Raw genomic sequence first — 24,938 nt, forward strand, 5'->3', positions numbered from 1 at the left:
TCAGGGATCCTTGCGCAGCCGCTGCTGCAGCAGCTGGGCGAAATTCGGCAGGTTCTTGAAGTCCGGCACGCGCACCGGCGCGGGCGGCGGCAGCGGTTCGGGCAGGGTGTGCAGGGTGTTGATGCCGCCAGCGGTGACGCCCAGCAGCAGCTGCTGGCCGTTGACCTCGACCACCACCACGCGCTCCTTGGCACCGACACTCAGGCTGGCCACCACCTTCATGCCGTCGGCCGGGCGGAAGCCGCTGCCGGGCAGGCGCTTTAGCAGCCAGCCGAGGCCGATGACCAGCGCCAGCACTGCCAGCAGCGCCAGCACCGCGCCGAACAGGCTCGGTGCGGCGGCTGCGTGCTGGCCGATCTGCGGGCCGACCGGAGCGGCGGTCTTGCCGACCGCCAGCAGTGTGGAGGCCAGCAGGCTCAACGCAGTCTCCGGATCCGCTCGCTCGGGCTGACCACGTCGGTCAGGCGAACGCCGAAGCGGTCGTTGATCACCACCACCTCGCCGTGGGCGATCAGGGTGCCGTTGACGAACACATCCAGCGATTCGCCGGCGCCGCGTTCCAGTTCCACCACCGAGCCCTGGTTGAGCTGCAGCAGGTTGCGGATCGGCAGGCGGGCACGACCGACTTCCAGCGACAGGGTCACCGGCACGTCGAGGATCACGTCCAGGTTGAGGTCGGCGCCGGCCCCTTCTTCGGCCTGCAGGGTGCCGAACTGGGCCGGGGTCGGTTCGAGGGCGTCGATATCGTTCATTGCGGGTCTTCCTGGATGACGGGTGCGCGCGGGCGGGTGCCCGGCGGATGGGTAGCGGTGATCTTCACGGCGTTCATGCCGTTGGCGATGCCGAACTCGCCGGTGAACACCGGGATGTTCTCCACGCACAGCGGCACCTGCGGGCTGAGCTCGATCGGCAGGATGTCGCCGACCTTCAGCTGGGTCAGGTCACGCAGGGTCATGCGCTTGCTGGCCAGTACGCTGGACAGGGTCACCTCGGCGATGTTGAGCTGTTCGCGCAGGGTCTGGCCCCAGCTTTCGTCGCGATCATTGCGGTCGCTCTGGATGCCAGCGTCGAGCAGCTCGCGGATCGGTTCCAGCATCGAATACGGCAGGGTCACATGGATGTCGCCGCCACCGCCGTCGAGCTCGACGTGCAGCCGGCACACCACCACGTACTCGCGCGGCGTCACGATGTTGGCGAAGTGCGGGTTGATCTCCGAGTTGATGTATTCGAAGTCGACATCCATCACCGGTGCCCAGGCCTCGCGCAGGTCAGCGAAGGTCTGCTTCAGCAGCAGGTGGATCACCCGCATTTCGGTGGCGGTGAACTCGCGGCCTTCAATGCGGGTCGGGTAGCGCCCGTCGCCGCCAAAGAAGTTGTCGACGATGGCGAACACCAGGGTCGGTTCGAACACGATCAGGCCGGTACCGCGCAGCGGCTTGAAGCGGATCAGGTTCAGGTTGGTCGGCACATACAGCGAGTGCATGTAGTCGTTGAACTTGATCAGCTCGATGCCGCGCACCGACAGTTCGGCCGAACGGCGGATCAGGTTGAACAGGCCGATCCGCCACAGGCGCGCGAAGCGCTCGTGGACCATTTCCAGGGTCGGCATGCGACCGCGGATGATGCGGTCCTGGCTGGCGAAGTCGTACGAACGTGCTTCGCCTGACGGCGGTTCCGCATCGGTCTCGACCGCGCCACTGTCCACGCCGTGGAGCAGGGCATCGATCTCGTCCTGGGACAGCAGATCATTCATCGGTGGGCCCTTACTGGGTCACGAAGCTGGTGAACAGCAGATCGTCGGCGCCGTTGCTGCCGGTTTCGGCCTTGAGCACTTTCTGCACTTCGGCCAGCGAAGCGGCCTGCAGCTTCTGCTTGCCGGCGATGTCGGCGATCTGGTCGGGGCTGACCTGCGAGAACAGCATCAGCAGGCGTGCGCGAATGGCTGGCGCATGCGTCTTGATCGCTTCCAGTGCAGCGGGATCGCGGGTCATCAGCTGCACTTCCAGCTGCAGGTAGCGCGGGCCGTCGACCGGGCCGTTGAGATTGACCACGAAGGCCGGGTCCAGCGCGAAGTACTGGGCCGGTGCCGGAGTACTGGCCTTCTTCGGGGCCTGCGCGGTCTTCTCTTCGTGCTTGGACTGGGTGAAGAACCAGACGCCGCCACCGGCGGCAGCGGCGGCGAGCACGGCCACCAGTGCGGTGATCAGGATCGGACTACGCGGCTTGGCGGCCTTGTCCTTCTCGGCGGTCTTCTTGGTTTTGTCAGCGGCTGCGGCCACGGGGTGAAGCTCCTGAGGGTTGCTTCACCGGGATATGCAAGGGGTGTGCCGGAGTAGGGGCAGAGGGGTGCGACGGAATTCCGTCGGGGTGCCGGTGGGGCCGTGCTGAGCACGCTCCGCACCCACCAACGCGATACTGGTAGGTGCCAACCGTCCCGCTCTGGTGGGTGCCAACCTTGGTTGGCACGTCTGTCAGGCGTATGCGTCCAGCAACCCGCGCTGGCGGATCAACTGCGCGGACGACACGCTGGCCTCGCCCGGCGACGGTTCTCCGTCACCCGCGATGCCGCCGCCACTGGCCTGGCCTGACGCATTGCCGTCACCACCGGGCGCCTGATGACCAACATCAGCATGAGCCAGCTGGAAGCCCTGCTCGCCGAGGAGTTCGCGCAGGCGCGGCAGGCTGCTTTCCAGTGCCTGGCGCACATCCACGTGTGGGCTGCTGAAGCTGGCATGCACCTTGTCGCCGTTCAACTGCAGGCGCACATCGACCGGGCCCATGTCGTCCGGACTCAACCGGATGTGGGCGTGGCCGATCTTCTGGTCGGCCAGCCAGCCCAGGCGCGCGCCGACGGCCTGGTCGAAACCATCGTCACCGAGCACCGGCTTCGGTGTCGGCTCGCCGTTGAAAATGGCGTTGCCGGTAGCGAGTGCGGCTTTCAGATCCTGCACAGCCGCGTTGCCGGGCGCATGCAGCAGCGGCGCTGCGGCACGGTCGCCGATGAGGGGTGCGTCGCTGCCTTCGCCACGCTCGTTGCGCTTGCCGGGCAGCACCAGTTCAGGCAACGGCAATGTGGCTGTCTGGTCGGTGCCGCTGTTGGTGGTGGACGATGTGGCAGCCGCCGCTGTGGATGGCAGGGCTGCGGCGGCCGGCAGTGCGGCGGGGGCGGGTAGTGCGTTGCCGTCTACGTCGGTAGCCGTTGCGGCCACTGTTGGCAGAGCGGCGGCAGGATCGGCAGGCGCGGGTACCGCCAGCACCAGCCCGGCCAGGCCGAGTGGCGGCCAAGGGGCTTCCTCGGTCGCCGCCGGGGTGTCCTTTTCGGCAACCGGCTTGGCCGGTGCTGTGGGCACCGTGGCGGCGGTCTCTTCGGGGGCGGCAGCGCTGTCCGGCCTGCGCTCGGCGCCGGCCTGGCCAGTACTGTCCGATGCCGGTCCCTGCGTGGACGGCATGGGCGAGTTCGAGGGTTTCGAGGGTGCATCGGCACCCGGCGAGCCACCCTGCAGCAGTTGGCTGAACCCCTTGTTGCCATCACCGCGTGGCGCGCGGGGTGCGCTGCTGCCGGAATGCTGTGGCTGCGCGTTGGCGCTGCTGGCCAATGGCGCGGGCATCACGAGCGGCCTCCCTGCTCGGCGCCGTCCTGATCTTCGGCCTGTACCAGGCGGGCGCGACGCGCGCCAATGTCGTCCATCTCGCGCTGGTCGCGGCGGTCGGTCACCACTTTTTCCTGTGCGCGGTAGCTGGCGGCCAGCTGTTCCAGCACGGCCTTGTCACGGCTGGCCAGGATCAGGCGGGCGCGCTCGGCTTCCACCTTTTCGCGGTTGCCGTTGACCGTGGCCTGCTGCTGCTCCACCGCACTGTCGAGACGGTCGAGGAAGGCGCGCCGGTTCAGCAGCTGCGCCGGGCTGGTCGCTGCCATCTGCGCGTTCGCATATTCCTCGGCATAGCGGCGCAGTTCGTCCAGTCGCGATAGATGGGTATCGAGCACGCGCTGGCGTTCGGCCAGGTCGCGGGCGACCGCGTCCTCGTGTTCCTGGGCCCGCTTGAGCAGGGGATCGATGCGCTTGGACTGGTTCATGGCTTAACTCTCTTGTTCCACCAGGCGCTGCAGTGCCGCCTGGCTGTGCGGGAGATCTGCGGCCTTGGCAACGTCCTGGCCGAGGAACTCCATGATTTCCGGCCAGCGTTCCAAGGCTTCGTCGGTGGCCGCGTCGTTGCCGCGCTGGTAGGCACCGATGGCGATCAGATCGCGGTTGGCCGAATAGGCCGAGACCAGCCGCTTCAGCTTGCGGATGCGCAGGCGCCACGGTTCGTCGGCGATTTCCGTGACCACGCGGCTGACCGACGATTCAACGTCGATGGCCGGGTACAGGCCACTGTCGGCCACGCGCCGCGACAGCAGGATGTGGCCGTCGAGGATCGCGCGCGCTGCATCGGCGATTGGATCCTGCGGATCGTCGCCTTCGGTCAGCACCGTGTAGAACGCGGTGATCGAGCCGCGGCCCTTGGCACCATTGCCGGCACGCTCGACCAGCGCCGGCAGCTTGGCGAACACCGACGGCGGATAGCCGCGGGTGGTCGGTGGTTCGCCGACCGACAGGCCGATCTCGCGCTGCGCCTGGGCGAAGCGGGTCAGCGAGTCCATCAGCAACAGCACGTTCAGGCCCTGGTCGCGGAACCATTCGGCGATGGCGGTAGCGCGATAGGCACCATGCAGGCGCGCCAGCGGCGGCCGGTCGGCGGGACTGGCCACCACCACGGCGCGGCGCAGGCCTTCCTCGCCCAGCGTGGTCTCGACGAAGTCGCGTACTTCGCGGCCACGTTCACCGATCAGGCCGACCACGATCACGTCGGCGGCGGTGTAGCGGGTCATCATGCCCAGCAGCGTCGACTTGCCGACGCCGGAACCGGCGAACAGGCCGACACGCTGGCCGCGGCCGATCGGCAGCAGCGCGTTGATCGCGCGCACGCCCACGTCCAGCGGCTGGGTGATCGGCTCACGCGCCAACGGATTGATCGACACGCCGGCCATGCCGACATGGCCCTCGGCGCGGATCGGGCCCTTGCCATCCAGCGGCACGCCGTCGCTGTCGATGACGCGGCCGAGCAGGCCTTCACCCACTTCCACGCCGCCACGGCGCGCGGACGGCACCACCCGCGCATTGGGCAACAGGCCATGCAGCTCTGCGCTGGGCATCAGGTAGGTGCGCTCGCCGGCGAAGCCGACCACTTCGGCATCGACCCAGCCACCATCAACCACTTCCACCTTGCAGCTTGCGCCCAGCGGTGCCTCGCAGCCGACCGCTTCCAGCGTGAGCCCGACCGCGCGGCGCAGCACGCCCTCGCGGATCAGGCCGCGGCCATGGGCAGTATCCACACGCAGGCCATCGAGGCGACGGGCCAGGCGCAGGTTGCGGGCCATGGCCCAGTCGGCCGGTGGCGGCGTCGGCTGCTGATCGGGGTTCATGCATTGGCTCCGGTCTGGCGGATCACCGCGTCCAGCGCGCCGCGCAGGCGGGCTTCCAGGGTGCCGTCGATGCGCACGGCTTCGGCGTGCACGCGAAGATCGCCGCGGCTGAGGCTGGTGTCTGGCACCAGGCGCTGTTGTGGCGGCAGGCTCAACAGCGGGGCGAGGGCGGCGATGTCGTCCGGGTGCAGTCGCACTTCCACTTCCCGGGTGCTGCCACCCACCGCGTCGATGGCCTCACCGACCAGCTGTGCCAGCAGTGCCGGGTCGGCTTCATAGGCGCGGCCGACCAGCGCACCGGCGATGCGTACCGCCAGCTCGCCCAGTGCGCCGACCACTTCGTTCTCCAGCCGCACCAGCGGTCGGCTGAAGTTGTCCAGGATGCCTTCGATCTGCGCGGCGAGACGACGCACCTCCGCCTGGCCCTGGCCGTAGCCTTCGGTATGGCCGTGCTGGAAGCCTTCCTTCTCTGCGCTGTCCTGGATGGCCTGGATTTCCTCCAGGGTCGGCAGCTGCAGCGGCGGCTCCGGCTCGTGTTCCGGGTCCGGCTCGGTGAGTTCGAACGCATCCGCCTGATCCAGCACCGGTTCGGGCTGGGCCAGCAGGTCCGGGGCAAGCCAGCGCACGACGTTGCTCACAGCATGGCCTCCGCGCTGCCACCGATGGTGACGGTGCCTTCATCGGCCATGCGCTTGACGATGGCCAGGATCTCGCGCTGTGCGCCTTCCACGTCGGACAGGCGCACCGGGCCGCGGGCTTCCATGTCTTCCAGCAGGATTTCGGCCGCGCGCTGCGACATGTTGCGGGTGATCTTGTCGCGCACCTTGATGTCGGCACCGCGCAGGGCCAGGCCCAGGCGCTCGCCGCTCACTTCGCGCAGCACCAGCTGCATTTCGCGGTCGTCCAGGTCTACCAGGTCGTCGAACACGAACATCAGGTCCTGGATGCGGTTGCTCAACGGCGCATCGATGCGGGCGATCTCGCCCAGGATCGCCTGGTCCTGGCCGCTGTCCATGAAGTTCAGGATGTTGGCCGCGCACTGCACGCCGCCAATGTTGGACGACTTCAGGTTCTGGTTGCCGGCGAACTGGCGCTCCATGATCTCGTTGAGTTCATTGAGTGCGTTCGGCGGAATGCCGTCGAGGGTGGCGATGCGCAGCAGCACGTCCACGCGGGTACGGTCGGGCAGCAGCTTCAGCGCGTCGGCGGCCTGGTCGGTTTCCAGGTGCGCCATCACGATGGCGATGATCTGCGGGTGCTCGTTGCGCACCAGGTCGGCCACCGCACGCGGGTCCATCCACTTCAGCGCGTCCAGGCCGGTGGTGTTGCGGCCGAGCAGGATGCGGTCGATCAGGTTGCCGGCCTTCTCGCTGCCCAGTGCCTGCACCAGCATGTTGCGGATGTAATCGTCCGAGCCCACGCCCAGCGAGGTCTTCGAGCCCAGCTCCTGGCCGAACTGGTCCATCACCCGTTCCACCTGTTCGCGGGTGATGTCGGTCATGGTGGCCATGGCGATGCCGATTTTCTGAACTTCCTTGGGTTCCATGTGACGCAGCACTTCGGCCGCATCCAGCTCACCCAGCGAAAGCAGCAGTACGGCGGCGCGCTGCACGCCAGTCAGTGCGGCCTCAGTCATTGGCCACCCAGCCCTTGACCACCTGGGCCACGCGCTTGGAGTCGGTCTTCACGGCTTCACGCGCCATCCGCAGTCGTTCCTCATATGAATCCACCGGCAGGGCCAATGCATCCGGCCCGCCCAGGCTGGCCCGGTCGGCGCCCAGCGCCGGCAGCGGCATGCCATCGTCATCGACCAGCTGCACGTCCGCGGTATGCGGCTCCAGTGCCAGCTCGTCGTTCTTCTTGTTCTGGCCGGTGATCGCGCGCAGTGCAGGGCGCAGCACACCGAACAGCAACGCCAGCACCACCACGGCACCCAGCAGCATGCGGCCGGCGTCGTGCACCCACGGCAGCTCCCACCATGCCGGGCCTTCGACCGGCGTGGTGTCACGCACGAACGGGGCGTTCATCACCGACACGGTGTCGCCACGCTCGGCGTTGAAGCCGACGGCCTGCTTGACCAGCGCCTCGACGCGGGTCAGTTCGGCGGCCGACAGCGGCTGCGGGCTCATCTTGCCGTTGGCACCGGCGCGCGGGACGTTGTCCACCAGCACCGCCACCGAGACGCGCTTGATGCGGCCAGCCGGCTGGCGGGTGTGCTGCAGGGTGCGGTCCAGCTCGTAGTTGCGGGTCGCATTCTTGCTGCTTTCGGTCGGGGCCTGCGCAGTGGCCGGTGCGGCCTGCTGGCCCGGCGGGCTGTTGCTGGTCGCGCCCGGCACGCCCTGCGGCCCCGGGGTGCTGGTGGTGTTCTCGCTCATCTGCTCGCTGCGCAGCTTCTGCGGTTCACCGTTGTAGAGCTCACGGGCTTCCTCGGTCACCGAGAAATCCATGTCCACGCTCACTTCCGGATTGACGCGGCCAGGACCGGTCATCGGCTCCAGCAGCTCGCGGATGCGCTGGTTGAACGAGGTTTCCTGGCGGCGGACCTGCTCGAACTGGGCCGCATTGACCGCCGCTTCGCTGTTCGGGTCGGTGATGCTGAGCATGCGCCCGCTCTGGTCGACCACGGTCACCCGTTCCGGAGCGAGGTCCGGAATGCTGGCTGCGACCATGTGCACGATGGCGTCGACCTGGCTGCGTTCCAGCTGCTGGCCGCCACGCAGTTCCAGCGTCACCGAGGCACTGGCCACGTCGCGCTGCCGGGTGAAGGCGCTGGGCTTGGGAATGGCCAGGTGCACGCGCGAATCGCGCACCGGGCGCAGCGTGTTGATGGTGCGCGACAGCTCGGTTTCCAACGCATGCTGGTAGCGCGCGCTTTCCACGAACTGGCTGACGCCGAAGCCCGGGTCGCGTTCCATCAGCTCGAAGCCGAGCTTGCCGCTGTCGGTCAGGCCGGAGCCGGCCAGCTTCAGGCGGGCGTCGTGCAGGTTCTTTTCCGGCACGGTGATGCCACCGGTGGCCGGGTCGAGCGCGAACGGGATCTGCGCGGCGCGCAGCAGGTCGGTCGCTTCAGCGGTGGCCTTCTGGTCCAGGCCGGTATACAGCGGGACCATGCCGGGCTTCTGCGACCAGAAGAACACGGACAGCCCGGCCGCTACGGCCACGGCGATCATCGCCATCAGTCCGAGCCGACGGGTGATCTGCAGGCTTTGCAGCCGATCGAACCACTGGCCCGCCTTTTCGGCGTTCAGGGATTCCTTGGAGAGCGACAGGGCCATGCGGTTCTATCCTTACAGCGGCATGTTCATCACGTCCTGGTAGGCCTGGACGAGACGGTTGCGGACTTCCACGGTGGCGCGGAAGGCGATCTGGGACTGCTGCGAGGCGACCATGACCTTGGCGAGGTCGGCGCTGGGGTCGCCCATTTCGAAGGCTTTTGCCAGGGCGCCGGATTTCTGTTGCGCGTCGTTGACGCCGGCAATCGCACCACGCAGGGTTTCGGTGAAGCTGGCCGGCTGGGCCTGCGGTGCATCCAGCACCGTGCCCGGCAGGGCGTTGCTGCGCGGCGTTTCGCCCAGCGGGTTGAGCGCCGGCTGTCCCATCTGGGTCTGATAGGAGCGGATCTGCGAAAGGATCGACGTGACGGAGTGGGACATCTGCAACGGTTCCAGAAACAGGGGATGGGGTTGTCTGCTGGAGCAGGTGCAAGTGCCGTGCCGAAACCGGTTTTCGATTCAGTGAAGTGAGGGTTTTGGGTGTGCTGGCAGGGCTGCGCCCTGCACCCGCCGAATCAACGTCAACGTCAACGTCAACGGCTGGCGATCCGTGGGGGGCGGGGTGGGTCCGGTTGCGGGGGACGCTGCAAGTACATCCATGTAAGCTCGGTCGCGCCATCCATGGCGCTCACGCCCCCGCAACCGGACCCACCCCGCCTTCGACAGAATTCCGCGATCTGTTGGAACCTGCTGCTGATGGTGGGTGCCGACCGTTGGTCGGCACGGGCTCTTACCCCATTGAAGGCGCCATTTAACCGGCGTCGGTTTTCTGGCCTATGGCTGCAGGGTCCAGCGGCCGGAATTCTGGCGCTGGCGCGGTGCGATAGGGCCGTCGTGCTGGGTGTAGATGAAGCGGCCCTGGTGGTCGGTCTGGCAGGTCAGCAGCAGGGTGTAGTGGGTAGGGCCGGCCGGGTGGGCTTCGGTCATCTGGATTTCCGCGATATGCGGGGCCAGGTGCTGATAGCGGTAGCTGCCGCCGATGCGGAGGTCGGTGCCGAGGATGTCCAGCACATACTGGTTGCCGGCGAAGCTGACCTGCACCATGCGTCCGGCATTGGGGTTGTCCGGTGCGTACAGCGGGTCGCTGAGGTTGGTGAACTGGCGCTGGTCCAGCGTGGTGGGCAGGGTGCAGTCGGCGGCGCTGGCCAGGGGCGGGCAGAGCAAGGCGGCGAGCAGAGTGAGGCGATGCATGGTGGGACCTCGTTGGGATGTCCTTGCCATGCTCCGCACTGCGGCGGTGATGTCTTTAGGAAAACGTGCAAATGCAATGGGGTCAGATCTCTTTCCGCAGGAAAAGGGATCTGACCCCAGGTACTGGAAACACCAACGCCCGGGCAAGCCCAGGCGTTCGTGCCCCCTTCATGCTGGTCGCGAGGTTCAGCCGGCCAGTTCGGCCTGCTCGCGTTCGATGCCGTACTTGCGCAGCTTTTCCACCAGGGTGGTGCGGCGCAGGCCGAGCAGCTGGGCGGCGTGGGCGACGACGCCCTGGGTGCGCTCCAGTGCTTCGTTGATCAGGCCCAGTTCGATGTTGGCCATGTGGTTGCGCAGGTCCATGCCTTCATCGGGCAGCGCCGCCGGTGCTGCGGCGCGATTGACGGCAATGCTGTGCTCCAGCGCCGGTTGGCTGCCGCCGCCCGGGGTGTGGAACGAGAAGCTGCGCAGGTCGAGGCGTTCTTCGCTGGCCGTCGGCTGTACCGGTGCCGGTGCGGCCACCGCTGCCAGTGCAGCGTCGCCACGGTAGCGGGCCGGCAGGTCCTGCACGCGCACCGAGCCGCCCGGGTGCAGCACCGCCAGGCGCTCGACCAGGTTGGTCAGTTCGCGCACGTTGCCGGGCCACTCGTAGCCGGCCAGGGCCTGCAGGGCTTCCGGGGTGAAGCGCACTTCGCCACGGCCGGTGCGGGCCAGCTGTGCGGCGATGGTTTCCACCAGCGCCGGCAGGTCTTCGCGACGCTCGCGCAGGGCGGGCACGTCGATCGGGAACACGTTGAGGCGGTAGAACAGGTCCTCGCGGAACTTGCCTTCGGCGATGCGGGTTTCCAGGTCGCGATGGGTCGCGGCCACAACGCGTACGTTGCAGCGGATGGTCTGGTTACCACCGACACGCTCGAAACTGCGTTCCTGCAGCACGCGCAGCAGCTTCACCTGCATCGGCAGGCTCATGTCGCCGATTTCGTCGAGCAGCAGGGTACCGCCTTCGGCCATTTCGAAACGGCCCTTGCGCGCGGTCAGTGCGCCGGTGAAGGCACCCTTTTCGTGGCCGAACAGTTCGCTTTCCAGCAGGTCGGCCGGAATGGCGCCGCAGTTGATCGCCACGAACGGGCCGTCGCGGCGCGGCGAGCGCTGATGGATTGCGCGCGACACGACTTCCTTGCCGGTACCGGATTCGCCCAGCACGAGCACGGTGGTGTCGAATGCGGCCACCTGTTCGATCATCGTGCGCAACGCAGTCACTGCCGGACCGTTGCCGGTCGGGCCCTGGTCCTGGGCGGCGCCGGCCTGGTGCTCGGCGTCCAGGCGCTTGAGGCTGGCGCGGCGCAGCAGGGCTTCCATCTGCGCATGGCGCAGCGGCGTTTCCAGCGGCCAGATGTTGGCTTCGTGCAGGCCGTGCTGATGGGCAAAGGCTGCGGCATCACCGTCGGCCAGCAGTACCGGCGGCGGCAGGCTGCTGCCGCCCAGCCAGTTGTACAGCGCGGTGCTGGCAGCGGTGTCGTCCAGGCTGCCGACGATCACGGCCATCCAGTCGTTCTGGCGCTGGCGACCCAGGTCGAAGTCGGCCGCGTCGGAAACCCAGCGCGGGTTGAAATCCATGAATTCCAGCAGGGCAACGGTGCGCTCTGCGCGCACGGCGTCGTTGTCCAGCACCAGGATGCGCGATTCGCTCACGATCGATCCTCCCTGAGGCCTTCCAGGATCGGCATGACTTCCTGGATGTAGGACAGCTTGCTGACAAAATTGTCGGCGCCAGCGCGCAGCGCGTGTTCGCGGTGCTCGGCGTCGTCGAAGTGGCTGGCGATCACGATGTACGGTGCATCGTCCTGCGACTTGATCAGGCGGGTGGCCTGCAGGCCGCCCATTTCCGGCATCGCCAGGTCCATCAGCACCACCTGCGGGCGCAGCGTTTCCGAGCGCTCGATCGCTTCCAGGCCGTTGCCGGCGCTGCCGACGATCTGCAGCCAATCGATCTTGCGGAAATGGCGCATCGCCGCGTTGATGAAGCCCTCGTGGTCATCGACCAGCAGGACCGTGAGCTTGTTCATGTCCAACATCCTTTTCAGCCCACCCGGGCCAGCTGCGGTTGCCTGGCGCCAAGCCGGCGCCGTTCACGGGCCGGGGCGATGTCCAGTTGTTCTCGGTATTTTGCGACGGTTCGGCGGGCAATGTTCACCCCCTGGCGCGACAGCAGGCCGGCGATGGCCTCGTCGGCCAGCGGCCGGCCGGCCGGTTCGGCGTCGATCAGGCGGCGGACCATGGCCTTCACGGCCTGGCCGGAGACGCTGGCGCCTTCCAGGCGCACGGCGAAGAAGTGCTTCAGTTCGAAGGTGCCGCGCGGGGTCTGCAGGAACTTGCCGGTGGTGATGCGCGAGACGGTGGACTCGTGCATGCCGATTTCCTCGGCCACTTCCTTCAGGGTCAGCGGCGCCATGGCCTCCTCGCCACGCACCAGGAACGCGGCCTGGCGCTCGACGATCACCCGCGCGGTGCGCAGCAGGGTGTCGTAGCGCATCGACAGGCCGCGGCTGAACCAGCGCGCTTCCTGCAGCATTTCGCGCAGTGCCGGTGCGGCCTCGCTGGTCTCGGCCAGGGCCTGTTCGTACTGGCTGTTGATCGAGACGCGGCGGCTGGTCGCCGGATTCAGCGCCACCTTCCACTGGTCGTCGGCGTGCCAGGCGACCACGTCCGGCACCACCACGGCATTGCGTTCGGGCAGCAGGCTGTCACCCGGGCGCGGCTGCAGCGAGAGGATCAGGCGCACGGCTTCGCGCACGTCGTCGATCTCGGCGTCGTGCAGGCGGGCGAGGGCGGGGTAGTCGTGCGCGGCCAGCGCGTCGAGCGCGCCATCGAGAATGCGTGCCGCCAGGTGGCGGGCGGGGACTACGCCGTGCAGGCTGCGCAGCTGTGCCTGCAGGCCTTCGCGCAGGTCCTGAGCGGCCATGCCGGCCGGCTCGCCATGCAGCAGCTGCTGACGGATGGCTTCCACGCCGTCGGCGGCGATGTCGAACTGGGCGCTGGCCAGCAGCTGCAGCTGGTCCAGCGGTGCCTGCAGGTAGCCTGCCTCATCGCAATGGTCCAGCCAGAAGGCGGCCACGGCCAGCTCGCGGTCATCCATGTCCAGCGACAGGCGCTGCAGCACGCGCAGCTGCGGGTCGCTCGATTCGCCGGCGGCGATGCGCGCCATGCGGTCGTCGTCGCCGTCCTGCCAGCTGGCGCCGGCCACGTCCCACATCGACGACTCGGGCAGCTCGTCGAACGCAGCGGTTTCCAGCGTGGTGGCGCCGGCCTCGGTGGCTTCGGCGGTGGGTGCTTCAGCCTCTTCGATCTCCAGCAGCGGGTTGGAGTCCAGCAGGCGCTGGATTTCCTGTTCCAGGTGCAGGCCATCAAGCTGCAGCAGCCGGATCGACTGCAGCAACTGCGGGGTGAGGTGAAGTTGTTGGCCCAGCTGGGCCGAGAGTGCAGCCTTCATCGTGGTTCCCCGGCACCGCTCCCCGGCGCCTTGTGGAACGCATCTTGCTTTTGATCCGGCGGGGGCGGAATCAGGGGGTTCCTGAGGGGCTTCGTGAATGTCCTGACAGGGTGTAGGGGTATTCCCTACATTGTCGCGGAATGTTGACGATGATCGCCGCTAAGTTGCTGATTTCCGGTGTGGGTCCCGGATTGATCGGGCTGCGCCGTGTACGGATTCCTGTCAGGGCGTGTCGGGGTGACGGGAATTCGTCGTCAGTGCGGATCTGGCCTCCTTCGCAGAGGATCACTCCAGCTCGTGCTGGTGGCGCGCGGCCAGCAGCAGCAGATCGTTGGCGCGGCGACAGCCCAGCGACTCCATCATGCGTGCGCGGTGGGTTTCCACCGTCTTGACGCTGATGCCGAGGTCGGCGGCGATTTCCTTGTTGCTCTCACCCTTGCCGATGCGGCGCAGAATCTCGCGCTGGCGCGGCGACAGTGCGGCGATGCCGGTGGGTTTTTCGCGGCCGAGCATCGGTGCCAGCATCTTGGCGGAGATCTGCGGGCTCAGGAACACCTGGCCGGCGTGCGCGGCACGCAGCGCCAGTTCAAGCTCCTGCGGTGCGGCATCCTTGACCAGGAACCCGACCGCACCGCGATCGAGTGCATCGCGCACGTGGGCGGCGTCGTCGTGCATGGTCATCATCACCACCCGCGTGCCGGGGGCGCGCAGGCGGATGTCGCTGAGGGCTTCCAGGCCGGTGCGGCCGGGCAGTGACAGGTCCATCAGGATCACGTCCGGGGCGTGCTGCAGGGCCAGCTGCAGTGCCTGCTCGGCATTGCTGGCCTCGGCGACGAGCTGCACGTCGGCAAACCCCTGCAGCAGCCGCGCCAGGCCGGCGCGGACCAGGGTGTGATCGTCGACGATGAGAACTCGCACAGGCACGTTGGAGGTCCGTGAGGGGAGTCCACCTTAACTTAGCTGAACGGGCGCGCCAAGGGTTGCCCATCCGGCGTCATGGTGGCAGGTTTCAGCGGGCGCGGCGTGCTTCGGCCACCTGGCGGCGATGCAGGCGGAACAGATGCCGCTCCATTGCCATCTCCAGGCCATCGCCAAGACGCTGGAAACGCAGCCACAGGTAATGACCACCGCCACCGTCCGCCGCTTCGGCGATCACTTCCACGGGAAGGTCGATATGGTCAGGCAGCCAGTCGCTGGGCTGCAGACGCACCAGGCCGGCCTGGCCGGGGCTGGCGCCGCTGCGCGGCCCCAGCTGCAGGCGTATGCCGCGGCGTGACCAGCGCACAGGGCGCAGCGTCAGTTCCTGGCCCTGTTGGCGTACCAGACGGCCGAGCAGCACCATCGCCAGATCCAGCTTGGCTTCCAGCCGCTGCAACTGCAGGCTGGACTCATTGCGGTCGTCGTGCTCGTCAACGCGGCTGTCCTCGACCAGGGCCAGGCTGCGCAGAAGACCTTCGGCACTGCTGGTGCGACCGGCGGCGCTGCCTGCCTGGAACTCGGCCGGCAAGGCCAGCTCGCAGCTGAGCGTTTCGTCGAACAGCTCGCTTTCGGCGGGGTGGTGCAGCGACGTGGTCGGCAGTTGGGTCATGCGAGTGATTCTGCCTGCAGGTAGGCATGCGCCGCGCGAAGGGAGCGCTGGCCATCGTTCATCAGTGCAGCCACTGCATCACGACGCTGGCGGAGCAGGCCGAGCAGATTCTGCTGGCGTTCGAACAGCGCGGTCAGCGGTGCGTGGTCGGCGGCGGTCAGCGGCTGGCTGAGCAGGGCATGCAGGGTGCTGTCATGACCGTCGAGCAAGCTGTCGGCCTGGTCGAGGGACTCTTCGCCCAGGGCCTTCTCGAAGGCGTCCAGCTGGGCGTGCAGTTCGTGCAGGCTCATGGCGCCACCGCGGCCGGGCGGCGCTGTTCCTGAGGAATTGCATTCCAGGCGCTGTCGATCTCGCCCAGCAACTGCAGCGACTCATCCAGCGCGGCGCGGTCGTTGTGCAGGTTGGCCTCGGTCAGGCGCTGCAGCACATAGTCATACAGCGCCGACAGATTTCCGGCGATCTCGCCGCCGGCTTCATGGTCCAGCGAGCCGTTGAGGTGGCCGACGATTGCACAGACCTCGCCGATCGCCTTGCCCTTGCCGGCCTGGTCGCCACGCTCGAGGCTGGCCAGGGCCCGCCGCACGCGCTCCAGCGCGCCGGCCAGCAGCATCGCCACGAGTTTGTGCGGATCGGCATCGGCAACCGCACTGGTCACTCCCACCTGGCGGTACTGCTCGGCATATTGACGGCTGGAACCGTACATTCGTGATTCTCCTTGCGCGGGGTGCCGCCGGGCGGTCGTGGGGACCGCTGCCGGCGGTGCGGCGTTGATTGCTGTTGCGTCCGTTATCGGTGCGTTACACGCCAAACTTGAGCGTTGCACGCAGTCCTTTAGCGGTTCAGCTGTGCCAGCTGTTGCTGCAATGCGGTGTTGCTCTGCTGCAGTTTGCCCATCAGGCTGTCCAGCGCCAGGAACTGCTTCTTGTAGCGTTCCTCGACGTTTTTCATGCGGACGTCCAGGTCCTTGCGTCGCTTGTCGATGTTGTCCAACGTGGTGTTCAGGCCCTTGGTACGGGCGACGAAGGCGCCTTCCTTGCCCGTGGTCGTACTGACGTAACCGTCTACCATCGTGTAGAGCTTGCCGGCGCCGCCGGTATCACCGGTGATCGCCGAGCGGATCTTCTCCGGCTGGCTGGCAAGCGCCGCTGCGAATTTGGTCGCGTCCAGCACCAGGCTGCCGTCGGCATTGGGATAGCCACGGGTCTGCAGGCCGAGCTTCTTCGGATCCAATCCATCCGCGGACAGATCCTTCAGTACAGCGCCCATCATCGAACGCAGCTGACTGGATGCGCCGCGCATCTGCGCATCGCCCGTCAGCGTCGCCGCTTCCTTGGTCTTGGCGTCGTACTTGGTCTCGGTATTGATGGCGGCGATCGCATCGTTGTACGCCTTGACGAAGTCCTGCATCACCTTGGTGGCTGCAGTGGTGTCGGTACTGATCACGACCGTGCTCTTGCCCTTGACCTTGAGGTTCAGGGTCAGGCCCGGTACGGCGTCGGTCACGGTGTTGCTGTCGCTGATCACCGTGACGCCATCGATGGTCAGCTCGGCATCGGCTGCCGCGGTGTTCTCCTGAAGGCTGCCAATCAGTGCGCTCAGCTTCGGGTCGCTGCCGCCATATTCCAGCTTGATCGCGTTGGCGGCGCCGGTTTTCTCCTGGGCGATCGACAGGTACTGGCTATCGCCCGAAGCGATCAGGGTCGCCTGCACGCCTTCCTTGCGGCCTGCGGCATCGATTTTGTTGCGCACGGTGGTGAGCGTGTCGCCGGCCTCCACCTCGACCTTCATCGTCTTTGCCTTGTCGCCCACGCCAACGGTCAGCGTCAAGGTTCCGGCGCCGAAGGTGTCGGTCTTGGGCACCGAGGTGCTGGCAATCAGCTTGTGTGCCGTGGCGAGGGATTTCACCTCCACCTGGTGCGTGCCATTGGCGGCGGCGGCCTTGGTCAAACCCTGGTCGTACAGCGCTACCGACGCCGACAGCACGTCATCGGCATTGTTGGGGCCGGCCTTGCCGGTGGCGGTTACTGTGCGCGTGTCGAAGGCTGTGGTGGCCTTCAGCGCGGTCAATGCAGTCTTCAGCTTGTCAAAGGCCGAGGTGACGGTGCCGATCGACGACAGCTGCATCTTGGCCTTGGACTGCTGCAGGTTCAGCGCGTTGTCGGCGGGCTTGCGGTCGGCCGCCACCAGCTGGCTGACGATGTCTGAAATGTTCAGGCCCGAGCCGATGCCACCGTATCCAAAGCTTGCCATGTGATTCTCCTGGTATCGGGCCTGGCCGCTAGGCGCTGGCCCGTCGTCAACGAAAATAGCGGCCTGCGCCGCTGGGTCTTGAGGACTTCGTTGATGCATGCGCCGTGCCAATGCTCAGGCGCAGGTTCTGGCACGCAGGTTGCAGGAGGGTTGGGGCAGGGTGCGGGGAGATTCACCGCGGGCTGCCGGGAGTCTGCAAAAAACCCTCCCCCAATGCAGGGGAGGGCACAGGCTACTGACAATCGGGGGGAGACGAAGCCGCCCGGTACGTACAGTCAAAGGTACAGCGCTGAAAGAGAGGTCCGCAGGAGCGGGCGATGCCAAGCCGGTTCGGGAGTACTCCCGGGCCGGGCATGGCCCGCGCCTTCGTGCATCGTGACTTCCGGGTTGCTGCTACCGTCGGTTTGACCCGACGGTAGCAGCACCTTCTTGCCGTGGATCAGCGCAGCAGGCTGAGCACGCCCTGCGGCACCTGGTTGGCCTGGGCCAGCATGGCCGTACCGGCCTGCTGCAGGATCTGGGTGCGGGTCAGCTCGGCGGTTTCCTTGGCGAAATCGGTATCCTTGATGCGGCTACGCGAGGCCGACAGGTTTTCCGTCGAGGTCTGCAGGTTGGCGACGACCGAAGTGAAGCGGTTCTGGATCGCGCCGAGGTCAGCACGGGTGTTGTTGATCGAACCCAACGCCTTGTCGACAATCTCAATCGCCCGTGAGGCATCCTTGAAAGATGTTACGGAGAGATCTTGAGCGACGTTGACGGTCGCGCCGGCGGCAGTAGCGGTGTTCGAGGTCGCAGTGAAGCCCGCAGTGGCTGAAGCTTCTACCGCTAGAGTGGAGTCGGCCTTGATCGAGCTCAGTGTGATCGAGAAGGTGGACGGATCGCCAGCAGCCGCGCCCGCAGTTTCGATTACCTTTGCGACCGCTCCAGTCTCACCGGTCTTGGCATTGATGGCTGCGACCAAAGATGTTGCGACCTCCTTATCGGTCGCTGCATTCGTGAACTTCACTTTGTCGACGGTGACGCCGTTGACCTTGAATCCACCCACCTCAGCGCCAGCGGCGGCACCAGCTACGTCTGCACCAGCGATGTCAGCCGCAAATGCAGCCCGGCCCAAGCTCGAGGTCTTCGCGTCGACGATCTGATCAATGGCAATTGCCTGGCCTGCGTTGGCGCCCACCTGGAAAAGCTGGCTCGAGAATGAACCATCCAGCAGCTTGGTGCCGTTGAAGTCCGACTGCTTGGCAACGCGATCGATCTCGCTGACCAGCTGTGACACTTCGGCCTGAAGCGCTTTACGATCACTGTCAGAGTTCGTAGCGTTCGTTGCCTGCACGGCCAGTTCGCGGACACGCTGCAAGTTATTGCCGATTTCCGAAAGCGAGCCCTCGGCGGTCTGTGCAAGCGAAATGCCATCGTTGGCGTTGCGGATGGCGACGTCGATGCCGCGGATCTGGGTGCCGAAGCGCTCCGAGATCGCCAGGCCGGCGGCGTCGTCCTTGGCGCTGTTGATGCGCGAACCGGAGGACAGGCGCTGGATGGTGGTGGCCAGCGAGCTGCCGCTGGTGCTCAGGTTGCGCTGAGCATTCAACGACATCGTGTTGGTGTTGATGACTTGTGCCATGGTACTTTTCCTTTGGCGGAGGTGATGCGTGGTTCAGTAGCCGGGCACCGTATCAACCGGTGCCCGGAAGACGATCAGGATGCGGATCAGCGCAGCAGGCTGAGCACGCCCTGCGGCACCTGGTTGGCCTGGGCCAGCATGGCCGTACCGGCCTGCTGCAGGATCTGGGTGCGGGTCAGTTCGGCGGTTTCCTTGGCGAAATCGGTATCCTTGATGCGGCTACGCGAGGCCGACAGGTTTTCCGTCGAGGTCTGCAGGTTGGCAACGACCGAGGTGAAGCGGTTCTGGATGGCACCCAGGTCGGCGCGGCTGCTATTGATCGATTCCAGCGCCTTGTCGACGACGCTCATCGCGCGCTGGGCGCCTGCAACGGTGCCGATGTCCAACGACGACAGCGTGGAGACGGTGTCCTTGGTAGCGTCCGCTCCAATCTGGACGGCAGTGATGTTGGCCCCGTTGCCGGAGACGACAGTCTTGGCCAGACCCGCTGCATCCAGATCGCTCTTGACTGTGGTCAGGGTGACGGTGCCTGCCACGGGGGCACCAGCGGCGTCGACGGCCTGCGAAGCGAGCACACCGGTCTCACCCAGCTTGGAATTGATCGCTGTGGTGATCGCCTTGACAGCGTTCTGCACGGTTCCAACACGGATTGCGGCTGCGTCGGCACCGGTGCCCTGGTCGAAGGTGATGTCACCCAAGTCGAGACCGCCAATTTTCAGCCCGGAGATCTTGCCGGTGGTCACATCCTGAGCGGCACCGATGGCCAGCGAGCCGTCGGAGCCGAACGTTGCGTTGCCCAGCGAATCCGTCTTTGCGTCGACGATCTTATCGATAGCAATCGCCTGGCCCGAGTTTGCGCCGACCTGGAACAGCTGACTGGAGAAAGAGCCGTCCAGCAGCTTGGTGCCATTGAAGTCGCTCTGCTTGGCGACGCGGTCGATTTCGCTTACCAGCTGGGTCACCTCTGCCTGCAGAGCCTTGCGGTCGCTGCTGGAGTTGGTAGCGTTGGCCGACTGCACCGACAGCTCACGGATACGCTGCAGATTGTTGCCGATTTCTGATAGCGAGCCTTCGGCGGTCTGTGCAAGCGAAATGCCATCGTTGGCGTTGCGGATGGCGACGTCGATGCCGCGGATCTGGGTGCCGAAGCGCTCCGAGATCGCCAGGCCGGCGGCGTCGTCCTTGGCGCTGTTGATGCGCGAACCGGAGGACAGGCGCTGGATGGTAGTGGCCAGCGAGCTGCCGCTGGTGCTCAGGTTACGCTGAGCATTCAACGACATCGTGTTGGTGTTGATGACTTGTGCCATGAGGAGAGGTCCTTGAGCGGTTGCACGTGAGTTGGGTTAGACGCCCCCGACGTGCCCCGGGGGCGGCTCATGTCAGCGCTGCAACAGGCTGAGCACGTTCTGCGGTACCTGGTTGGCCTGGGCCAGCATGGCCGTACCGGCCTGCTGCAGGATCTGGGTGCGGGTCAGCTCAGCGGTTTCCTTGGCGAAGTCGGTATCGCGGATGCGGCTGCGCGAGGCTGACAGGTTCTCCGAGGAGGTCTGCAGGTTGGCCACCACCGAAGTGAAGCGGTTCTGGATCGCGCCGAGGTCGGCGCGGACGCTGTTGACCGATTCCAAGGCCTTGTCGACGATTTCCAGCGCCTGCTGGGCGCCGGCAACCGAGTCGATCTTGATGTCTGCGACATGTGCGGCCGTGGTGCCGGCGGCCGGGGTGTTCAGGTTGGCCGGGGTAGCGCCTGCCTGGACGGTCACGCTGGCCAGCGTGTTTTCGTCCTTGACCGAGGTCAGGGTGATCTCACCGGCGGTCGCGGACACTGCGGCATGCAGGCCGGTCTCGCCGATCTTGCCGTTCAGGGCTGCTGCCAGTGCCTTGGTAGCGTTGTCCTGGTTGGACTTCTGGATCGCAGCCAGCTCCGGGCCGGTTGCGGCGCCCGGGGCGGTGTAGTCGAAGGAGACATCACCGACGTTGATCGCACCGACCTTGACCCCGACGATCTTACCGGCTGCGCCATCGACTGCTGTGTTGTCCAGGGTGATCTTGCCGGCATCGACGAAGGTAGTGGCACCCAGCGATTCAGCCTTTGCATCCACCACGCTGTTGATCGCAATGGCCTGGCCGGCATTGGCACCGACCTGGAACAGCTGGCTGGTGAACGAGCCGTCCAGCAGCTTGGTGCCGTTGAAGTCGCTCTGCTTGGCGACGCGGTCGATTTCGCTGACGAGCTGGGTCACTTCGGCCTGCAGGGCCTTGCGGTCGCTGCTGGAGTTGGTAGCGTTGGAGGCCTGCACGGCCAGTTCGCGGATGCGCTGCAGGTTGTTGCCGACTTCGCTCAGCGAGCCTTCGGCGACCTGGGCCAGCGAGATGCCGTCGTTGGCATTGCGGATGGCCACGTCCAGGCCGCGGATCTGGGTGCTGAAGCGCTCCGAGATCGCCAGGCCGGCGGCGTCGTCCTTCGCGCTGTTGATGCGCAGGCCGGACGAGAGGCGCTGGATGGTGGTGGCCAGCGAGTTGCCGCTGGTGCTCAGGTTGCGCTGAGCGTTGAGCGACATCGTATTGGTGTTGATTACCTGTGCCATGGGGTCGTCTCCTCTTATATGGAACCCGTTGGTGAATGAAACGAAGCGCCGCCTGTTTTTTTGTGTGGCTGTGTGCTTCGTTGTTGCCAAATGAATAACGGCGCTTTGTCAACAACCTTTAGCCGTGAATTCCGCTGAAGCCGTAATTCGTTGCCGGAGGCTGTTTTTCCGGGGTTTTCCAGCCCTGGAGGGGCGTGAAGGCGACCCCGGAGGGGGCGGTCGGGCATGCCCAACCAGCGCTGATGAAGGTATCGGCGGGCTCCGGCCGGGCTTGATGGGTAATCACGGAAAATCCGCGGAAGGTGGGTCGGCGCGCCCGGCGGCAACGGGCCCCAGAAACGAAAAAGGCCGCGATGCAGGGCATCGCGGCCTTTCAGTGCTGAGGTGAGAGAGCTGTCAGCCGATCTTGTTGAACAACGACATCGACTGCATCTGCGAGAAGATCGTTTGTGCCGCCTGCAGTGCGGTGCTCTGCAACTGGTACTGGCTCAGCGCATCGGCGTAGTCCAGGTCGCGCATCTGCGACAGCGTGGTCTTCAGGGTCACACTGTTGGCTTCACGCATGTCGGCGGCATTGTCCAGTGCCTTCAGCTGCGCACCGCCGGCTGCACGCGAGTCGATCATCCGCTCCGACGCCCGCGCCACGTCGCGCAATGCGCTCTGCAGTTCGTTCTGCTGTGCGCTCATCTTCGCGGTGGTACCGGTGTCGGCATCCAGCGCGGTGATCAGCTTGTCCATGGTGTCGAAGATGTCGCGGCTGCTCGCTGGCTTCACGTTGAAGCTGTCGCCTGCTGCCGGCGCACCGGTGATCTGCAGGCGCACGCCGTTCACTTCCACATTGTCGCCGGCCTTGTAGGTACCGGTGCTGGTCACGTTGCCGGCGCCATCGAGCACCTGGTACTGGTCGGCGGCGGTGAAGCGGATGCTGAATGACTGCCCGTTCCAGCTGTCGGTGCCATCGCGGGTGATGTTGGTCAGCACGCCGTTGCCGGTATTGCCTGTTGCGGCACCGCCATCGACGAAGCCGTCGCCGGTGGGGATGCGCATGAAGATCTCGCTGCCGGGCAGGGCATCGCGGACGTAGGTATCGGGGCCGACCTCGATCTGGCGCTGGGTCTGGTCACCGCGGTAGACCACCTTGCCGTTGATCTTGGCGAACGGCGGGTCACCATCGTTGGTGCCGCCGAACACATAGCGGCCCGTGCCGTCCTCGGCGTTGGCCAGCGACAGCAGGCCGTCGCGGATCTGGTTCAGCTCGGTGATCAGCGTCTTCTTGTCGGCCGCGCTCAACGCGGGGTTGCTGGCCTGGATGGTCAGGTCGTTGACCCGCCCCATCAGGTCGTTGACCTGTGCCAGGGTATTTTCCTGCACGCCCAGCCGGTTCTGCACGTTGCCGGCGTTGAGTTTCATGCGGTCCAGTGCGGCCAGGCTGCGGTCCAGTCCGACCGCTGCGCCTGCGCCGACCGGATCGTCCTTTGCGGTGACGATCTTGCTGCCGGTGGCGATCTGCTGCTCCAGGTGGCTGAGCTTGGCCTGCTTGGCCATCATCAGCGACACCGACTGGTTGTACATCATGCTGGTGGAGATGCGGCTGCTCATCGGCGGACGGCTCCCAGGATGGTCTGGAACATGCTGTCGGCGGTGGAGATCAGCTGCGAGGCCGCCTGGTAGGCCTGTTGCAGACGCAGCATGTCGGCGGCCTCCTCGTCCAGGTTGACGCCGGACACTTCATCGCGCGCTTCCTGCGCCTTGTCGTTGATCACCAGCTGGGCGTCCAGCGAGTACTCGGCAGAACGGGCCGCAGCACCGACCTGGGTGGTGAGGCCGCCCAGCGCGCCGTTGAGCGTCACCGTGCCGGCGTTGAACGCCTTGGCGCTCTCGACCTTGGCCAACTTGGCGGCATTGCTGTTGTCCGAGGAGCCGGCCGGCGTCGGGGTGATGTTGAAGGTATCGCCGACCTTCGGCGCGCCGTCCAGCACGAAGCTCCAGCCGTTGGCGCTGATGGTCTGGCCGGGGGTGTAGGTCTGCGGCGGGCCACCATCGATGGTGTAGGTGGTGGCCGAGGTGAACACGATGGCCGCCGGATTGCGCAGGTTGGCGTTGCTCGCATCGGTCACGGTCACGCCGCTCAACTTGCCGGTACCGGTGTTGGACGTCGCGGCCGCGCCTTTGACCGCAGCCGCGGCGGCAATACGCGACGGATCGGTGATGGCCATCTCCATGCTGCCGGCCACGCCTGCGGTGGTCTGCAGCAGGAAGCGGTCATTGGCCGACGGCGTGCCGCCGACCACCAGCTTGACGCCGTTGATCATCAACGGGTCGGCAGCGGTGCCCGAACCGGTCAGCGGCACGCTGGCGCCGGTGTCAGCCCGGCTGGCCTTCCAGTTGGTGCCATCGAACTGCAGCACAACGTTCTGCGCGTCCAGCTTGCCCAGGTCGCCATATGTCGCGCTGAGGCTGGCCGTGCCGGTATTGCTGTTGTTGGCGGTGACGCGGGGGTTGCCGATGTTGAAGAAGTCGCCGCCCATCTTGCCGTACAGGTCAACACCCTGGTGGTGGGCCTGGTTGAAGGTCTCGGCCAGGCCCACGGCCAGCTTGCCCAGCTCGGCCTGGGCCGGGGTCAGCACGGTGTCGCGGAACTCCATCAGGCCACCGATCTGGCCACCGACGGCCTTCGGGTCGAGGCGGATGGTGTTGCCCTGGGTTTCCAGGGCCAGCTGCAGGCGTTCGGGCTGGTACGGGTCGGCCACGGTGGTGACCTTGGTCGCCGTGGTGCCTACCACCAGGGCATTGCCGCCGGCGGTGTAGACATTCATGATGCCGCCGTCCTGGATCACCGCCGTGCCACCGGTGTAGCCGATCAGCTGGGTGATCAGCTGGTCACGACGATCGAGCAGGTCGGGTGCGGCCGTGGCGATGTTGGTGCCGATGGCGCCGTTGATCTGCGCGATTTCCTGCGCGAGCCGGTTGATCTCGGTGGCACCGGCCAGCAGACCGTTGTTGACCTCGCTGTTGAGGTTGTTCAGATGGGTGTTGAGCTGCACGAAGCGGTTGGCCAGGGCCTTGCCGCCATCGAGCATGTTCTGGCGGTCGGCCGTGCCGGAGGCATTGGAAGACAGGCCGCTGACCGAATCGAAGAAGTTGGACCAGACGCCGGAGACGTTGGTGGCAGGATCAGAGACCAGCGCGTTGACGCGGTCGGCCATGCTCGAAAGCTGCTTCAGGCGTGCCAGCTCGCCGCTGCTGTCGAGCAGGCGTGAGATCGCCAGCTGGTCGGCGGTGCGGCGGATGTCGGTGATGCGGGTGCCGTTGCCGACCGTGCCGTAGCCGTAGTTCTGCGGATCAGCGGTGGCGAAGTTGACCTTCTGCCGGCTGTAGCCCGGGGTATTGAGGTTGGCCACGTTGTGGCTGGTGGTCGCCAACGCACGCTGGAAGGCGAGCAGGGCACCGGTACCGGTGGAAAGTACGCTGGACATG

At 66.3% G+C, this 24,938-nt stretch carries 25 protein-coding genes; all 25 read right to left on the reverse strand.

Annotation, left to right across the window (positions count from 1 at the left end):
• The 25 genes from fliO to flgK all read right to left on the reverse strand — a co-directional run bounded on the left by fliO (position 1) and on the right by flgK (position 24,937).
• Positions 1–420, reverse strand: coding sequence for a flagellar biosynthetic protein FliO (gene fliO, locus ABE423_RS10285; RefSeq protein ID WP_032129212.1), 420 nt, complete (start codon positions 418–420; stop codon positions 1–3).
• Entirely contained in the window at positions 417–752 is a 336-nt protein-coding gene (fliN, locus tag ABE423_RS10290; RefSeq protein ID WP_012510967.1) for a flagellar motor switch protein FliN, read from the reverse strand. Before fliN ends, fliO begins: the two co-directional genes overlap by 4 nt.
• Positions 749–1,753: a flagellar motor switch protein FliM gene (gene fliM / locus ABE423_RS10295; RefSeq protein WP_032129211.1), complete on the reverse strand. Its 1,005-nt coding sequence runs from the start codon at positions 1,751–1,753 to the stop codon at positions 749–751. The genes fliN and fliM overlap by 4 nt, the downstream gene beginning before the upstream one ends.
• A gap of 10 nt (positions 1,754–1,763) precedes the next feature.
• Positions 1,764–2,279: a flagellar basal body-associated FliL family protein gene (locus tag ABE423_RS10300; RefSeq protein WP_049421892.1), complete on the reverse strand. Its 516-nt coding sequence runs from the start codon at positions 2,277–2,279 to the stop codon at positions 1,764–1,766.
• Positions 2,280–2,471: 192 nt separating this feature from the next.
• Positions 2,472–3,608, reverse strand: a complete 1,137-nt coding sequence (locus ABE423_RS10305) for a flagellar hook-length control protein FliK (RefSeq protein ID WP_346485956.1) — start codon at positions 3,606–3,608, stop codon at positions 2,472–2,474.
• Entirely contained in the window at positions 3,608–4,075 is a 468-nt protein-coding gene (fliJ, locus tag ABE423_RS10310) for a flagellar export protein FliJ (protein WP_005416437.1), read from the reverse strand. Before fliJ ends, ABE423_RS10305 begins: the two co-directional genes overlap by 1 nt.
• Before the next feature lie 3 nt (positions 4,076–4,078).
• Positions 4,079–5,464, reverse strand: coding sequence for a FliI/YscN family ATPase (locus ABE423_RS10315; RefSeq protein WP_032129207.1), 1,386 nt, complete (start codon positions 5,462–5,464; stop codon positions 4,079–4,081).
• The gene (locus ABE423_RS10320) at positions 5,461–6,102 is read right to left on the reverse strand and encodes a FliH/SctL family protein (RefSeq protein ID WP_032129206.1); all 642 of its coding nucleotides are present in this window, start codon (positions 6,100–6,102) and stop codon (positions 5,461–5,463) included. The genes ABE423_RS10315 and ABE423_RS10320 overlap by 4 nt, the downstream gene beginning before the upstream one ends.
• On the reverse strand, positions 6,099–7,085 hold the full coding sequence (fliG, locus tag ABE423_RS10325) for a flagellar motor switch protein FliG (RefSeq protein ID WP_024958226.1): 987 nt from the start codon (positions 7,083–7,085) through the stop codon (positions 6,099–6,101). The genes ABE423_RS10320 and fliG overlap by 4 nt, the downstream gene beginning before the upstream one ends.
• 7 nt (positions 7,086–7,092) lie before the next feature.
• Positions 7,093–8,739 carry a flagellar basal-body MS-ring/collar protein FliF gene (gene fliF, locus ABE423_RS10330; protein WP_253143086.1) on the reverse strand — a complete coding sequence of 549 codons (1,647 nt, stop codon included), beginning with the start codon at positions 8,737–8,739 and terminating at the stop codon, positions 7,093–7,095.
• A gap of 12 nt (positions 8,740–8,751) precedes the next feature.
• On the reverse strand, positions 8,752–9,117 hold the full coding sequence (fliE, locus tag ABE423_RS10335) for a flagellar hook-basal body complex protein FliE (RefSeq protein WP_005409552.1): 366 nt from the start codon (positions 9,115–9,117) through the stop codon (positions 8,752–8,754).
• Between the two features lie 393 nt (positions 9,118–9,510).
• Positions 9,511–9,927, reverse strand: coding sequence for a hypothetical protein (locus ABE423_RS10340; protein WP_125895717.1), 417 nt, complete (start codon positions 9,925–9,927; stop codon positions 9,511–9,513).
• Positions 9,928–10,113: 186 nt separating this feature from the next.
• Complete coding sequence (locus ABE423_RS10345; RefSeq protein ID WP_125895718.1) at positions 10,114–11,619, reverse strand: sigma-54 dependent transcriptional regulator; 1,506 nt, start codon at positions 11,617–11,619, stop codon at positions 10,114–10,116.
• Positions 11,616–11,993, reverse strand: coding sequence for a response regulator transcription factor (locus ABE423_RS10350; protein ID WP_010485922.1), 378 nt, complete (start codon positions 11,991–11,993; stop codon positions 11,616–11,618). Before ABE423_RS10350 ends, ABE423_RS10345 begins: the two co-directional genes overlap by 4 nt.
• Positions 11,994–12,007: 14 nt before the next feature.
• The gene (gene rpoN / locus ABE423_RS10355; protein WP_049398121.1) at positions 12,008–13,417 is read right to left on the reverse strand and encodes an RNA polymerase factor sigma-54; all 1,410 of its coding nucleotides are present in this window, start codon (positions 13,415–13,417) and stop codon (positions 12,008–12,010) included.
• 285 nt (positions 13,418–13,702) lie between these two features.
• Positions 13,703–14,335, reverse strand: coding sequence for a response regulator transcription factor (locus ABE423_RS10360; RefSeq protein WP_032970105.1), 633 nt, complete (start codon positions 14,333–14,335; stop codon positions 13,703–13,705).
• 91 nt (positions 14,336–14,426) lie between these two features.
• Positions 14,427–15,005 (reverse strand): PilZ domain-containing protein, encoded by a 579-nt coding sequence (locus ABE423_RS10365; protein ID WP_010485910.1) that lies wholly within the window; start codon positions 15,003–15,005, stop codon positions 14,427–14,429.
• Complete coding sequence (locus tag ABE423_RS10370) at positions 15,002–15,295, reverse strand: hypothetical protein (RefSeq protein WP_010485909.1); 294 nt, start codon at positions 15,293–15,295, stop codon at positions 15,002–15,004. The genes ABE423_RS10365 and ABE423_RS10370 overlap by 4 nt, the downstream gene beginning before the upstream one ends.
• Positions 15,292–15,708 carry a flagellar export chaperone FliS gene (gene fliS, locus ABE423_RS10375; RefSeq protein WP_005409561.1) on the reverse strand — a complete coding sequence of 139 codons (417 nt, stop codon included), beginning with the start codon at positions 15,706–15,708 and terminating at the stop codon, positions 15,292–15,294. Before fliS ends, ABE423_RS10370 begins: the two co-directional genes overlap by 4 nt.
• A 128-nt stretch (positions 15,709–15,836) precedes the next feature.
• Complete coding sequence (gene fliD / locus ABE423_RS10380; protein ID WP_346485962.1) at positions 15,837–17,255, reverse strand: flagellar filament capping protein FliD; 1,419 nt, start codon at positions 17,253–17,255, stop codon at positions 15,837–15,839.
• A gap of 439 nt (positions 17,256–17,694) precedes the next feature.
• Positions 17,695–18,876 carry a flagellin gene (locus ABE423_RS10385; protein WP_049480297.1) on the reverse strand — a complete coding sequence of 394 codons (1,182 nt, stop codon included), beginning with the start codon at positions 18,874–18,876 and terminating at the stop codon, positions 17,695–17,697.
• Between the two features lie 86 nt (positions 18,877–18,962).
• Positions 18,963–20,183, reverse strand: coding sequence for a flagellin (locus ABE423_RS10390; protein WP_346485964.1), 1,221 nt, complete (start codon positions 20,181–20,183; stop codon positions 18,963–18,965).
• A gap of 72 nt (positions 20,184–20,255) precedes the next feature.
• Positions 20,256–21,461 carry a flagellin gene (locus ABE423_RS10395; RefSeq protein ID WP_346485966.1) on the reverse strand — a complete coding sequence of 402 codons (1,206 nt, stop codon included), beginning with the start codon at positions 21,459–21,461 and terminating at the stop codon, positions 20,256–20,258.
• Positions 21,462–21,857: 396 nt separating this feature from the next.
• Entirely contained in the window at positions 21,858–23,060 is a 1,203-nt protein-coding gene (gene flgL, locus ABE423_RS10400; RefSeq protein ID WP_346485968.1) for a flagellar hook-associated protein FlgL, read from the reverse strand.
• Positions 23,057–24,937, reverse strand: a complete 1,881-nt coding sequence (gene flgK, locus ABE423_RS10405; protein WP_346485970.1) for a flagellar hook-associated protein FlgK — start codon at positions 24,935–24,937, stop codon at positions 23,057–23,059. Before flgK ends, flgL begins: the two co-directional genes overlap by 4 nt.
• Between the last annotated feature and the right edge of the window lies 1 nt (position 24,938).

The sequence above is a fragment of the Stenotrophomonas sp. TWI1409 genome, from assembly GCF_039673015.1.
GTDB classification, from domain to species: domain Bacteria; phylum Pseudomonadota; class Gammaproteobacteria; order Xanthomonadales; family Xanthomonadaceae; genus Stenotrophomonas; species Stenotrophomonas maltophilia_A.